Origin of the sequence: Rahnella sp. 2050, from assembly GCF_040544515.1 — a bacterium.
Taxonomy (GTDB): Bacteria; Pseudomonadota; Gammaproteobacteria; order Enterobacterales; family Enterobacteriaceae; genus Rahnella; species Rahnella aceris.
This window is the reverse complement of sequence record NZ_JBEPKE010000001.1, coordinates 224,249-237,240: the sequence shown is the minus strand read 5'-3', so window position 1 is coordinate 237,240 and position 12,992 is coordinate 224,249. Positions and strand designations below refer to the sequence as shown.

General features: G+C 56.0%; 11 protein-coding genes. 4 read left to right on the top strand and 7 right to left on the bottom strand.

Going from position 1 to position 12,992, the window contains the following annotated elements:
- Positions 1-45 precede the first annotated feature (45 nt).
- From hutU to ABIC79_RS00995, 4 genes are all read left to right on the top strand, one after another.
- On the top strand, positions 46-1,734 hold the full coding sequence (gene hutU / locus ABIC79_RS01010; RefSeq protein WP_015689922.1) for a urocanate hydratase: 1,689 nt from the start codon (positions 46-48) through the stop codon (positions 1,732-1,734).
- Between the two features lie 173 nt (positions 1,735-1,907).
- Positions 1,908-3,074: a histidinol-phosphate transaminase gene (gene hisC, locus ABIC79_RS01005; RefSeq protein ID WP_354566473.1), complete on the top strand. Its 1,167-nt coding sequence runs from the start codon at positions 1,908-1,910 to the stop codon at positions 3,072-3,074.
- Complete coding sequence (locus ABIC79_RS01000) at positions 3,071-4,222, top strand: alpha-hydroxy acid oxidase (RefSeq protein ID WP_354566472.1); 1,152 nt, start codon at positions 3,071-3,073, stop codon at positions 4,220-4,222. The genes hisC and ABIC79_RS01000 overlap by 4 nt, the downstream gene beginning before the upstream one ends.
- A gap of 76 nt (positions 4,223-4,298) precedes the next feature.
- On the top strand, positions 4,299-5,384 hold the full coding sequence (locus tag ABIC79_RS00995) for an iron-containing alcohol dehydrogenase family protein (protein WP_241917136.1): 1,086 nt from the start codon (positions 4,299-4,301) through the stop codon (positions 5,382-5,384).
- A 242-nt stretch (positions 5,385-5,626) separates the two neighbouring features.
- Here the strand turns inward: ABIC79_RS00995 and ABIC79_RS00990 are convergent, their stop codons facing one another.
- From ABIC79_RS00990 to ABIC79_RS00960, 7 genes are all read right to left on the bottom strand, one after another.
- Complete coding sequence (locus ABIC79_RS00990; RefSeq protein WP_121019351.1) at positions 5,627-6,397, bottom strand: SDR family NAD(P)-dependent oxidoreductase; 771 nt, start codon at positions 6,395-6,397, stop codon at positions 5,627-5,629.
- Complete coding sequence (locus tag ABIC79_RS00985) at positions 6,397-7,719, bottom strand: hypothetical protein (RefSeq protein ID WP_013575481.1); 1,323 nt, start codon at positions 7,717-7,719, stop codon at positions 6,397-6,399. Before ABIC79_RS00985 ends, ABIC79_RS00990 begins: the two co-directional genes overlap by 1 nt.
- Positions 7,720-7,721: 2 nt before the next feature.
- On the bottom strand, positions 7,722-9,062 hold the full coding sequence (hisD, locus tag ABIC79_RS00980; protein ID WP_013575482.1) for a histidinol dehydrogenase: 1,341 nt from the start codon (positions 9,060-9,062) through the stop codon (positions 7,722-7,724).
- A gap of 16 nt (positions 9,063-9,078) precedes the next feature.
- Positions 9,079-9,849, bottom strand: coding sequence for an ABC transporter ATP-binding protein (locus ABIC79_RS00975; RefSeq protein ID WP_013575483.1), 771 nt, complete (start codon positions 9,847-9,849; stop codon positions 9,079-9,081).
- The gene (locus ABIC79_RS00970; protein ID WP_013575484.1) at positions 9,849-10,658 is read right to left on the bottom strand and encodes an ABC transporter permease; all 810 of its coding nucleotides are present in this window, start codon (positions 10,656-10,658) and stop codon (positions 9,849-9,851) included. The genes ABIC79_RS00975 and ABIC79_RS00970 overlap by 1 nt, the downstream gene beginning before the upstream one ends.
- Positions 10,655-11,662 (bottom strand): ABC transporter substrate-binding protein, encoded by a 1,008-nt coding sequence (locus ABIC79_RS00965; RefSeq protein ID WP_013575485.1) that lies wholly within the window; start codon positions 11,660-11,662, stop codon positions 10,655-10,657. The genes ABIC79_RS00970 and ABIC79_RS00965 overlap by 4 nt, the downstream gene beginning before the upstream one ends.
- Positions 11,663-11,936: 274 nt before the next feature.
- Positions 11,937-12,917 (bottom strand): LysR family transcriptional regulator, encoded by a 981-nt coding sequence (locus tag ABIC79_RS00960; RefSeq protein ID WP_013575486.1) that lies wholly within the window; start codon positions 12,915-12,917, stop codon positions 11,937-11,939.
- Positions 12,918-12,992: the final 75 nt, after the last annotated feature.

Below are 12,992 nucleotides of genomic sequence, written 5' to 3'. Positions count from 1 at the left end.
TGTAAAGATTGATTCAAACACCCTATTTCAGAGAAGGAAATGATGATGAACGCTCCACAAAAAACGGCCATTGCCCGCGTTGTTCGTGCGCCACAGGGCACGGAACTGAGCTGCCAGAACTGGCTGATTGAAGCGGCATACCGCATGATCCAGAACAACCTCGATCCGGATGTCGCTGAGCGCCCGGAAGATCTGGTGGTTTACGGCGGCATTGGTAAAGCAGCGCGCAACTGGCCGGCGTTTGAAGGCATTCTTGACAGTTTACGCAAGCTGCGTGAAGACGAAACGCTGCTGGTACAATCCGGCAAGCCGGTTGGCGTTTTCCGCACCCATACCGATGCGCCCCGCGTGCTGATTGCCAATTCCAACATTGTGCCGCACTGGGCAAACTGGGATCACTTTCACGAACTGGATAAAGCTGGCCTGATGATGTACGGCCAGATGACCGCCGGTTCCTGGATTTACATCGGTGCGCAGGGCATCGTGCAGGGTACTTATGAAACCTTCGCGGAAGCGGGACGCCAGCATTACAACAGCGACCTGCGCGGCAAATGGATCCTGACTGCCGGTCTGGGCGGCATGGGCGGCGCCCAGCCACTGGCGGGCGTGCTGGCCGGAGCCTGCGTACTGGCAATTGAATGTCAGGAATCGCGCATCGATTTCCGTCTGCGCACCCGTTATCTCGATTACAAAGCACACAGCATTGATGAAGCGCTGGCCATGATTGAAAAAGCCTGCGCCGAGAAAAAAGCCATTTCCGTGGGACTGCTGGGCAATGCCGCAGAGGTGATGCCACAACTGGTTGCCCGCGCAAAAGAAGGCGGTCTGCGTCCGGATATCGTCACTGATCAGACCTCGGCACATGACCCGCTGAACGGCTATCTGCCGGAAGGCTGGAGCCTGGAAAAATGGCAGGATGCGCGACTGTCAGATCCGCAATCGGTGGTGAAAGCTGCCCGTGCGTCGATGGCCAAACACGTTCAGGCAATGCTCGATTTTCATGCGATGGGCATTCCGACGGTCGATTACGGCAATAACATCCGTCAGGTTGCCAAAGACGAAGGCGTGGAGAATGCCTTTGATTTCCCGGGTTTTGTGCCTGCCTATATCCGTCCGCTGTTCTGTGAAGGCAAAGGCCCGTTCCGCTGGGTGGCGCTTTCCGGGGACCCGGAAGATATCTACAAAACCGACGCCAAACTGAAAGAACTGTTCCCCGACAACGCAAACCTCATTAACTGGCTGGACATGGCGCGCGAACGTATCGCTTTCCAGGGGTTACCGGCGCGTATTTGCTGGCTGGGGCTGGGAGAGCGCCATATTGCCGGTCTGGCATTCAATGAAATGGTACGTAACGGCGAGCTGAAAGCGCCGGTGGTTATCGGCCGCGACCATCTCGACACCGGTTCTGTTGCCTCACCAAACCGTGAAACGGAAGCCATGAAAGACGGTTCTGATGCAGTTTCCGACTGGCCGCTGCTGAACGCTTTGCTCAATACTGCGGGCGGCGCAACGTGGGTCAGTCTGCATCATGGCGGTGGCGTCGGGATGGGCTTCTCGCAACACGCCGGAATGGTGATTGTGGCTGACGGTACCCGGGAAGCCGATGCCCGCCTTGACCGCGTGCTGTGGAACGACCCGGCAACCGGTGTGATGCGCCACGCAGACGCTGGCTATGAACAGGCAAAAGACTGTGCTGAACGTCATCACCTGAATTTGCCAATGCTCGCAAAGTAATAATGGTAAGTGATTAATTCATTGAGACATTAAATTGAACAAACCTCACGGGCAGTGGCGCAGGCCGTTGCCCGTTTTGTTTCAAAAACATTCGGAAAATGCTGCAAAAAGTGGCGTAAAAATCCGCTGATTTACGGCATACTCGGGAGCATATCTACAGTGTGAGGTAAGTAATGGCTTCAGATCTGGCAGTTCTTGATTCGGCATTTAAAAAGCAGCAACAGCTTCTGAAAAATCTGGCAAGGCCCGGGGCGCGGTCACTGAGCGTTTATAACGCCGGGCTTTCGGCTGATGCTGTGCAAAAAAAATACGGCGTGACTCATATTGCCAAACTGGCCAGTAATGAAAACCCGCTTGGTGCCAGCCCGCAGGTGGTGGTGGCGTTAGAAGCGGATGCGCGTTTCAGTGCGATTTATTCTGATGCATCGAGTGCGGTGCTGCGTGACGCGCTGGCAGCAGATACCGGCGTGGCAGCCGAAAATATTGTTATCGGCAACGGTTCCGAAGACATTCTGCATATGCTGGCGCTGGCGTTTCTTAACCCCGGCGATCGTGTTGTGACGCTGATCCCCTCCTTTGGTTTACACGAAATCTTCCCGCGCATGATGGGGGCGGATGTCACGATGGTCGGCGTGAATGCACAGCAGGAATTTGATGTTGAAGCCTGGGAAACCGCACTGCGCACACCGGCCAAAATGTTGATTTTCAGCAACCCGTCCAATCCGGTGGGCTGCATGCTTAACCGGGAAGGATTCACCCGTATTATTAATGCTGCGCCAGCGGATTGCGTCCTGGTGATTGACGAAGCCTATTTCGAATATTGTGAAACCGACGCTGCCTATCCTGACAGTCTGCTGGTGCTGGCTGAGCAGCCACGACCGTGGATTGTGTTGCGGACTTTCTCGAAAGCGTACGGGCTGGCCGGGCTGCGGGTGGGGTATGGTTTTGCCAGTCACCCTGAACTGGTGAATTTGCTGGACAGGGTGCGGACACCTTTCAACATCAACCGTTCGGCGCAGGTGGCTGCCGTGGCGGCATTGCAGGATAAACAGCATGTCCGCGACAGCATTGCGCTGGTCACCGCACTGCGTGAGGACATGGCGGCCGAACTTACCGCGCTCGGTTTTAACGTCGCCTCATCCTATGCCAATTTCCTGTTCTTCGATTGCGGCCGCCCGGCTACGGAACTGGCACAACGCTTGCTTACTTATGGCGTGATTATCAAACCCTGGCGTGAAACCGGTTATGAAAACTGGATCCGCGTGTCCATCGGTAATGAACAGGATAACCGGCAGTTTATCGACAGCCTGAAACGTATCCTGACGGAGGAGGCGGAGTGAAACGTGCTGCGCTGAACATTGACGATCTGCGCCGGCAGGCGAAATGCGCCTTGCCCCGTTTTGCGTTTAGCTATGTTGAAGGCGGGGCGGATGATGAGCAAACGCTGCAGGATAACCGTGAGGTTTTTGGCCGCTGGCGCTTTATTCCACCGGTACTGAACGATTCAAGCCAGCGCGATTTGTCCGTCACGGTGTGCGGGCAGCGGCTTTCTGCACCGTTACTGATTGCACCGACAGGCTATAACGGCATGTTGCGTTTCGGCGCAGATACCATGCTGGCCCGTACAGCGAAACGTGCGGGTATCGCCTATATCCAGAGCACGGTTTCAACCGCTTCGCTTGAAGAAATCGCGGCACAAAATCTGCCACAGCACTGGTTTCAGTTGTATGTGCTCAAAGACCGGAGCGTCACCACCAGCCTGCTGGAGCGGGCCAGAGCAGCCGGTTGCACCACGCTGGTGGTCTCGGTTGATGCGGTGCATTTCGGTAACCGCGAAAAAGATAAGCGTAATTACCGGCGGCCGATGAAGCTATCGGTGCTGAGCATGATTGATGTCGCGCTGCATCCGGGCTGGGTCTGGCGAACCTTAAAACCGGCAGGAATGCCTGGTTTCGGCAATCTCAAACCCTACGTTCCGGCAGATAAACAACGAGGAGCGGGCGGGGCGAGCTACTTTTCAGCGCAAATGGATACCCGTCTGAACTGGGAAACCCTGCGCTGGATCCGCAGCCAGTGGCAGGGCGCATTGTTGATCAAAGGGATCCTCGCGCCGGAAGATGCACAGCTCGCTTTTGCGAGCGGTGCCGATGGCATTGTGCTGTCAAATCACGGCGGGCGTCAGCTCGACGGTTCGGTAAGTGCACTGGAAGTGCTGCCGGAAATCCGCAAGCTGTGCGGTTCGCAGGCGACGATCCTCATCGACAGCGGTTTTCGCCGTGGCACTGACGTGGTGAAAGCCCTGGCGCTGGGCGCGGATGCGGTGCTGCTCGGCAGACCGATGTTATATGGTGTCGCCGCAGCCGGTGAGGCGGGCGCGCAACGGGCGCTGGAGATTATTTTGCAGGAAGTTGACCGCACGATGGCGCAGCTTGGCTGCACGTCGGTTCGCCAGCTTGGGCCGCATTTGTTGCGTCAACAACCCTATTGATTTGAAGTAATAACAAAAACATCTTCAGAGAATTTTCATCAGACCCGTCAAATACAAAAATCACGGAGAGGCAGTTATGCAGGCACAGAATATTATCTTCCCGGCGCAAATCCTGCGCGGACCCGGCGTTATCTCTCAGCTTGGTGACATTTGCGCACTGCTGGGTACGCGTGCGCTGGTGATTGGTGGCCATCAGGCACTGGCCGCCGTGGGGGATAAAATCCGCCACCAGCTTGAAGGTTCCGCCGTGGAACTGGTCGGCAGCGAATGGTTCGGCGGGGAAAGCAGTGAGGGCAATATCAGCCGCCTGGCTAAAATCGTTAAAGATAAAAAAGCCGATATCGTGATTGGTGTGGGTGGCGGCAAATCTCTTGATACCTGCAAAGCCGTTGGCGTGGAAACCAATGTGCCGGTTGTGACGATTCCGACGATTGCCGCGACCTGCGCCGCCGTCACGCCGCTGACCATCCGTTACCATGACGACGGTCATTTCCGGGATTTATTCCCGCTGCCACAGGCACCGGCTTCGGTGATCATCGACAGTGAAATTCTGGCTGTTGCCCCGTTGCGCTGGCTGGCTGCTGGCCTTGGCGACACGCTGGCAAAATGGTATGAATTCCGTGCCATCAGCGGTCATCACGGCCAGCTGAGCGGCGTCGCACGTTCTTCCAGCGCCAACAGCCGGATCTGCTATGACCTGATCGAATCTTACGGCCCTGTGGCCTGCGACGCCGTCCGCGCCGGTAAACCGAACGCCGGGCTGGATCAGGTACTCGATGCTATTTTCATGTTTGCGGGCCTGACATCGCTGATGAGCAGCGGGGCACATGCCGCTGCTTCCCACGCCATTTATGAAGGTTTCACGGTCTGTGATAAAACCCGTGAATTCGGCCACGGTCTGCTGGTCGGCTTCGGCAACCTGTGCCTGCTGGCGCTGGAGAACCGCAGTGATGAGGAACTGCTGGAAGCCGTCAGACTTGCGCAAGCCTGCGCTGTGCCGCTGCGTTTGAGTGAGATAGCCGATCTTAATGAGGATGAGCTGGAAAGTATTGTGCAGGCATCACTGCATGCGCCGGATATGGCGAATATGCCGGGACAGGTGACGGCGGAGGCGCTGTATGCGGCAATTGCAAGGGTGGAGGAAATGGGGGCGAGAATTTAAGGATTTTTAGAGTTTCAGGTGTGTCGTGCAAGCTTTAACTTATTGGTTTTTCATTAATACCCCCTCCCGGCCTCCCCCTTCGCAGGGGGAGGAGCAAAAGCCAATCCCACAAGCAACCCGGTCGGCTCCCTCCCCTGCGAAGGGGAGGGTTGGGGTGGGGTATTACAGACAAAACAGTAACTTATGTACACTCCGGTTGAACGCCGAGCTTGCACGGGGCCTGAGCCAACCCGTGTCTGACATCAGATCCCCGCCAGATATCCCCCGTCCACATAGAGCACCTGCCCGGTGATATACGCCGCGGCCGGGCTGCTCAGAAATACCGCTGCGCCGATCAGATCTTCCAGTTCGCCAAATCTTCCCAGCGGGATCTTTGCCTGCATCTGCCGGCACCAGGCGGCGTTGTCATAAAACTCAGCGGTCAGGTCTGTTTTGAAATATCCCGGTCCGATGCCGTTCACCCGGATGTTTTTACCGGCCCATTCTGTTGCCAGAGTATGTGTCAGGCCGACCATCGCCGATTTAGATGCGCCGTAAGCAGCAGCGCCGGGCACGCCGACCTGGCTGGTCAGGGAGCACAGATTAAGGATGCTGCCACCGCCATTTTCAGCCATCAGCCGTGCTGCGGCCTGGGCGCAGAAAAATGCGCCTTTAAGATTGGTGGTCAGAATGCGGTCCCACAGCACTTCGTCGACATCCATCGACGGGCATAACTGTTCAGTACCGGCATTGTTAACCAGCACATCCGGCGGTGCGGGCAGGGAGGCGAAAGCGTCGGCAAAAGTGGCGGGCTGCGTGACGTCCAGTACCAGCGGCGTGGCGTCACCGCCTTGCTGGCGGATTTGTTCGCAAACGGCATTCAGCGTGGTGATATCACGCCCGCAGACAATGACGCTGGCTCCGGCTTGTGCCATACCTGAAGCCAGGGCCTGACCAATGCCGCGTGAACTGCCGGTGATCAGTACCCGCCTGCCTTGCAGCGAGAAACGTTGCAGGGAGAAAGGAGAGGCCATCAGGGTCTCCCCACAGGGCTTATCCGCGCCAGCCAGTCGCTGAACTCATCGGTATCTTCGACCGGTTCGCTGCCGAGCATGACGGCCATTGCCAGCCCGAGGGCGGAACTGGTTGGCGTATGGCCGCTGAAACCTCCGGCGCGTAAATCCAGTACCAGCGTCGGGCAGCAGAACATGGCGAGCCGGAAGATCCGCTGCCAGTGGGGTGGCAGCCAGCCGTGGCGGGCGAGTTGCGTCAGTAACGGCTGCCAGTATTCCTCGCCTTTGTCGCGTAAAAACGCTGCGCGCAGCGGGGTTAACTGCCAGTTATGATCGACATATAACGTGTCGCCGCGACGCATCACGGTCACTTTGTAAAGTTCGCCGCAGCGTGAAGGTTCATACAGCCACAGCGGATGGGCAAAAATGTTGTGGAATGTGGCTTTGATTTCCGCCAGTAGCGCCGGAATATTACGACCGGCAAACGCCGGGTCGAAGCTGACCAGTTGCGGGATTTCCTCCGTGGTGTCGTACCAGACGTTGGCATTATGCGCGTCACCGTGCGCGGTAATCACCCCGTGATCGGCCAGTGCCGCCGGTGCCAGGCGGACGCCTGCTTCACTGAATAGTTGGCGTAAACTGTGCTGATAAGCCACGCCGTTGATTACCCATCGCAGGTTGCTCAGCGTCTGCCATTCCAGTTCCTCATCTTCCAGCCGGAAGGTTTTACCGACGTAAAAACGGGCCACGCGACCACCAAAACCCGCGGTGATTTCCGGGTTTTCCGGAGAAATTAGCCGGTGATAGAACAACTGATGGACAGGTTCGGCCGCCACCGCACTGACTGAGCCGGGTTTCAGCGTCGGCAGGGTATGGGTCAGAATATCGCGGTCAGCGCGGCGCTGTGCCTCTTCGATTTCCGCTTCCTGGTCCCACGCCTGCTGCTGTTCGATATCGCGGCAGATGTCCGCCATGCGCCGGTCATGGCGCAGGGTGTACATCAGAATCTGACGCCCCGGCTCGCCGCAGGCATAGACAGGAACATCCACGCGAAAGCCGCTTTCACGCAGCAATTCTGCGTTGTAATACTCCTCGATGGTTTTATCTTCGCCTTCTTCATTGTGATATTTGAAGAACAGGGCGCGGCCATCCTCAAGGGTCACGGTGCCGTTGAGAGAGTTGAGGCTGTACTGATCGCGGTTGATGGTGAGCTGACCGGCAGCCACGCCGGTGACTTCGCCGATAAGCTGGCGCAAAACGTCTGCCGCCTGCTGCCATTCTCCCGCCTGCACTAACTGACGCGCCTGCGCGGCCAGCGGTTCACTGCCCGTCATATTGCTCATCGTTACTGGCCTTTTTTGTTGATGATCTCAGTGCGTAAAGCCGATACCGCCAGCGCGTGGCCGGGGAATCCTTCATACAATGCAAAGGCGTGTGCTTTATCGGCCAGCGGCTGATAGCCTTCGCGGGTGACATAGCCTACGGAGATCCGTTTCATGTAATCGAACACAGACAGCGGCCCGACGGTTTTCGCTGCGCCATTGGTCGGCAGAACTGCGTTCGGTCCGAGGACGAAATTCCCCAGCGTGATCGGTGTGTAATTGCCCAGCAGGATTTCACCGGCATTGCGGATTTTGCCCATCACGGCCATCGGCTCTTCGGCCAGAATTTCCAGATGTTCCGGCGCGTACTGATTAACAAATTCAACGGCTGCGGTGAAATCTGCTGTCAGCACCACGCCGCCGTGGGTTCCGCATAATACGGCCTGTGAGAATCCGGCCCGTTTTTCATCGAGCTGCGCCCAGTAACCGGGCAGTGCGGCGATGGCCTGTTCAGCGACCCGACGGCTGCTGGTGACCAGATACGCCGAAGAATCCGGGCCATGTTCTGATTCGATGATCAGATCCAGCGCTGCCAGCGCACCGTCCACGGTGTCATCGGCGAGGATCAGGCTTTCGCTTGGACCGGCAGGAATGCCGGGGTCGATCAGATTCGAGAGTTGACGCTTGGCGGCCACCACCCACGGGCTGCCGGGGCCGACTATCTTCAGGCACTTCGGCACGGTTTCAGTGCCAAATGCCACGGCAGCGACACCCTGTGCGCCGCCGCATTTGTACACTTCGGTAATGCCAACCAGACGAGCGGCCACCAGCGTGGCGTCATCGACTTTGCCGTCGGGGCCAGGCGGGGTGATGACAATGGCACGTTTTACACCTGCGACCACCGCCGGAATGGTGGTCATCAGTAACACGCTTGGGAATGAGCCTTTGCCGCGTGGCACGTAACAGGCTACGGAATCGATGGGCACATGGCGGTCACCGGCAAAGGCGCCGGGGCGGATTTCTTTCATCCACATGTCTTCCGGTTTTTGTGCTTCATGGAAGGCGCGGACGTTTTCGACGGCGAAACGGATCGATTCCACCACCTGCGGATCGAGGCGTTCAAACGCCGTTTCGAATTCCGTATCTTCCGCCAGAATGCTCATATGCGGCGCGGTAACGCCGTCGAAATCGCGGGCAAAACGGCGCAGGGCGGCATCGCCTTCGGTACGCACCGCTTCAATGATCGGCGCAACGCGCTCAGTGAAAAACGACAAATCGGCTTCCGTGCGTTTGAACAGCTCCGCTGGCAGTTCAGACGAATCACTCAAATCATGAAAAGTTACGGCTTGAAAAGGTGCAGACATGGTCAATCTCCGGTTATCAGGCCAGCGCAGCGCGGGGATGGCCGCTGCGGATAGTGTGCAGGACCTGGCGTTGCAGATCAGTGAATTCAGGGCTGGCGGTCAGTTCCTCACGGCGCGGACGCGGTAACGGCACGTCGTAAGTCGCCGCAATCGTGCCGGGACCCATCACCACAATGCGGTCAGAAAGGTATACCGCTTCTTCAATATCGTGGGTGACGAACATGACGGTCAGCCGGTGTTGCTCCCAGATGCCGGTCAGTAATTCCTGCATCTGATGGCGGGTCATGGCATCCAGCGCGCCAAAGGGTTCATCCATCAGCAGGATTTTAGGGCGGTAAGACAGCGCACGGGCGATGGCGACACGCTGTTTCATGCCACCGGAAAGCTCCGCGGGCCAGGCATCAGCAAACTGCGTCAGTTGCACCAGTTCGAGATGCTGACTGGCTTTTTCACGGCATTCCGCGCGGCTGAATCCGGCGGCTTTCAGCGCAAACTCAATGTTCTGACGCGCTGTCAGCCAGGGCAACAGGGTGTAAGACTGAAATACCACGCCACGGTCAATGCCCGCGCCGCGAATGGTTTTGCCATCCACCTGAACGTCGCCGCTGTCGTAATCCTCAAGCCCGGCAGCAATCGACAATAAGGTGCTTTTGCCACAGCCGGATGTGCCAACCACCGAAACAAATTCATTGTCCGCCAGTGTCAGGCTGATGTCGTGCAGCACTTCGCGCGTTTGTTTGCCAACCTGAAAACTTTTGTGCAGATGGGAAATGGTTAACACCGACATCAGGCGCGCCTCTTGTTGTAGCGGAACAGCACGCGCTCAAGTGCACGCATGATCTGATCGCTGATTAAACCCAGAATACCCAGCAGCAGGATGTAGCCGATGATGGTGTCAGTCTGGAAGAAACGTTGCGACACCACGATGCGGTAACCGAGCCCGGACGTGGATGCCACCAGTTCGGCCAGCACCAGCCACGTCCACGCCCAGCCGAGACTGATGCGCAGTGCGTCCCAGATACCCGGCAGTGCACCGGGTAAAACGATGCGGAACAAGATTTTGCGATCCGGCATGCCTAACGTGCGGCCTAAACCGACAAAATCGCCGGGCACCCGTTTCACGGCGTCGATCACCATCAGAACCTGCTGGAAGAATGTACCGATCCAGATAATCAGGAATTTCTGCACATCGTCGGTGCCGGTCCACAGAATGGTCAGCGGCACGAACGCCACCACCGGCATGTAACGGATAAAGTCCACCAGCGGTTCGGTCAGCGCTTTGAAGAAACCGTAACAGCCTGCCAGCACGCCAATCACAATCGACATCACTGAGGAAATCGCGAAGGCGATACTGATGCGGTACAGGCTGCTTTTAATGTCGCTCCATAGCGTGCCGTCCTGCGCCAGACTGACCATTTTCAGCCAGACATCGGTCAGTTTGGGCAGGAAAATCGGCGGGATCGCGCCGCTGCGGGTTGCCAGCCCCCAGGCAAGAAACAGGATCACGAACAGCGTGACCGCAATGCCGACGAACACTTTGCGCGACGGCAGGCGGCCAATCACCATCAGATTGAGCGGTTTACGACGCGAACTCATGGCAGGCTGTTCACGAAGCTGGCGTCAATCACCCCGGCGGCGGTTACCGGTTTAGGAATAAGCCCGGCGGCGGTGGCTGCTTTGAGCACGTGGGCGAAGGTCTGGTCGGAGAAGGAATGGCTGAGCACCTGTTTGTTTTCCGCCAGCGAGTAATATTTCACGCCGTCAAACGCGGTTTCCAGATCTGCAGGCGTTGCGCCAACCGCTTTGGCAATGATGGCGCGATCCGCTGTGGTATTGGCCTGGTAGTGGGTCAGGGCGGCGTCCCAGCTTTTAATCAACGCAGCGATTTGCCCCGGTTTTTCTTTCAGTACGGAATCACGGACCACCAGCACATCGCCAATCAGGCCGGGATCGGAAGAGCCGCTGTAGAGCATTTTCAGCGACGGGTCCTGTTTTTTCGCGGCAGAAATATAGGGTTCATAAGTGACGGCAGCAGTGACGCGTTTGGCAATCAGCGCGCTGCCCGCAGAATCGGCTGGCATCGGCACCGGTGTGATATCACTCCATTTCAGACCTGCAGAATTAACGGCGCTGTGCAACAGAATGTCGCTGGTGGTGCCTTCTTCAAAGGCCACCTGCTTGCCTTTCAAATCTTTCAGCGTGGTGATGTCTTTGCCCACCAGCAGGGCGTCAGCGGTTTCACTTTGATCCAGTAACAGCACCACTTTGATCGGCAAACCGGCAGAGACCATCGCCATCGCGGTATGTGTGGCAATGTTTGCGCCGTCGATCTGGCCGCTGGCTAAGGCGGCGTTGATGTCTTTATCTTCGGCGAAGTTAATGATATCGACCTTCTCCAGCCCCTGTTGTTTAAAAATGCCCTGACTTTGTGCGACGTGCCACTGGCCGTAACCCAGCCAGGGTTCAATGCCCATTTTGAACGTGCCCGCTTCGGGTGCAGCGGCGGAGGTGCTCAGGCTGAATGTGCTGAGTGCGCCAAGACAACAGGCCAGAGCCAGTTTGTTTTTGAAGAAACCCGTAAAGGTCTGAGAAGGTGACATAATTTCCTCGCTTGGTGTGGGAAGAGAAAAAGACGGCCAATAAAAATCCTAATGTGCAACCCTGTATAGACAAGTGGGTGAAGCAATTACTGCGCCACAGTTGAAATCGCAGAAGGAAATCATGCAGGGCTTTGATGTTATACATTTTTAGATAATTAATGAGAAGAAGGTAAATGAACTTATAATTAAAAGTGATAATCCGCACCACAACATGACTTTCTTTGCACCTTCAGGGTGCAGAAAAACAGTGATATACAAAGGGTGCATAAGCCGGTCAGCTGGCTCTGGCTTCAGGAACGGGGATTAATGCCTGTTTAAGGGCGTTGTAAAATAACGTCATCACCGAATTAAACGGTGCGCCTTTTTTCAGTACAAGGCTGAACGGTGTGGCAATTTCAATATTCTCCGGCATCAGTGCGCGGAGTTTATTTCCGCCCATAAATGCACTGGCGTAATGTTCAGGCAGAAATCCGAGATAATTTCCCGTCATCAGCAGCATGGTGACGGCTTCGACTTGTACCGCAATGGCGTGCGTGGAAGTGACATCCGAAAAGATATTTTTTTTACTGTGATTGGCGTAAAAATGATTCACCATGTGCGACGATTTGATCTGTGATTCTTTTATTTCAGCGGCAGGGACGCTGAACAGCGGATGCTTGTCGCCGCAATAAAGATAAGCCATTTCATGATAGAGGAAATAGTAATCAAACTCCGGTTTTTCCTGATACACCGGCATGATGCCACAGGTAAAACGTCCGTCGATAATCCCGCGTTCAATCTCGTCCAGCTGAGTGGCGTGCAGGCGAATACTGACCTTCGGTGCCTGACGGTAAATCTCACCCAACGCACTGACTACGGGCGATTGCGGGTCAGTGATGGTGTTATCGATGATGCCAATATTCAGCTCGCCAAACAGTTCATGACGGGCGTGATTGAGTTTGTCGCGAAACTGATTGATGGATGAAAATAAATCAAGGCAGGCCTGATAAGCCACTTTACCGTGTTCGGTTAAATAAAATCCTTCGCGTCCTCGGGTGCAAAGTTTCATGCCAAAACGGATTTCGAGATCAGAAATTTGTTTACTGATCGCCGCCAGGCCAATATTCAGTTCATTGCATGCGGCGGTAAAGCCACCGGCTTCCACAACGGTTTTAAAGACGCGCAAAAGTTTTAAATCGGCGACGCCAAGGCTGTGCTGGTTAATATCACTTTTTGCGGGTGATGTGTTTCCTGATTTGGAAAGTGGACTTTCCATAATTAATATTTACCCCCGCCTTTAAAATCTACACCATCAAATTCACGTAGCCTCACTCGTTATTACCTTGCAAGC

Bases quoted from the DNA above. Each gene is read 5' to 3' on its own strand.
- ABIC79_RS00970 (WP_013575484.1), bottom strand. From the start codon at position 10,658: ATGAGTTCGCGTCGTAAACCGCTCAATCTGATGGTGATTGGCCGCCTG.
- ABIC79_RS00965 (WP_013575485.1), bottom strand. From the start codon at position 11,662: ATGTCACCTTCTCAGACCTTTACGGGTTTCTTCAAAAACAAACTGGCT.
- hisC (WP_354566473.1), top strand. From the start codon at position 1,908: ATGGCTTCAGATCTGGCAGTTCTTGATTCGGCATTTAAAAAGCAGCAA.
- ABIC79_RS00975 (WP_013575483.1), bottom strand. From the start codon at position 9,849: ATGTCGGTGTTAACCATTTCCCATCTGCACAAAAGTTTTCAGGTTGGC.
- hutU (WP_015689922.1), top strand. From the start codon at position 46: ATGAACGCTCCACAAAAAACGGCCATTGCCCGCGTTGTTCGTGCGCCA.
- ABIC79_RS00985 (WP_013575481.1), bottom strand. From the start codon at position 7,719: ATGAGCAATATGACGGGCAGTGAACCGCTGGCCGCGCAGGCGCGTCAG.
- ABIC79_RS00995 (WP_241917136.1), top strand. From the start codon at position 4,299: ATGCAGGCACAGAATATTATCTTCCCGGCGCAAATCCTGCGCGGACCC.
- ABIC79_RS00960 (WP_013575486.1), bottom strand. From the start codon at position 12,917: ATGGAAAGTCCACTTTCCAAATCAGGAAACACATCACCCGCAAAAAGT.
- hisD (WP_013575482.1), bottom strand. From the start codon at position 9,062: ATGTCTGCACCTTTTCAAGCCGTAACTTTTCATGATTTGAGTGATTCG.
- ABIC79_RS00990 (WP_121019351.1), bottom strand. From the start codon at position 6,397: ATGGCCTCTCCTTTCTCCCTGCAACGTTTCTCGCTGCAAGGCAGGCGG.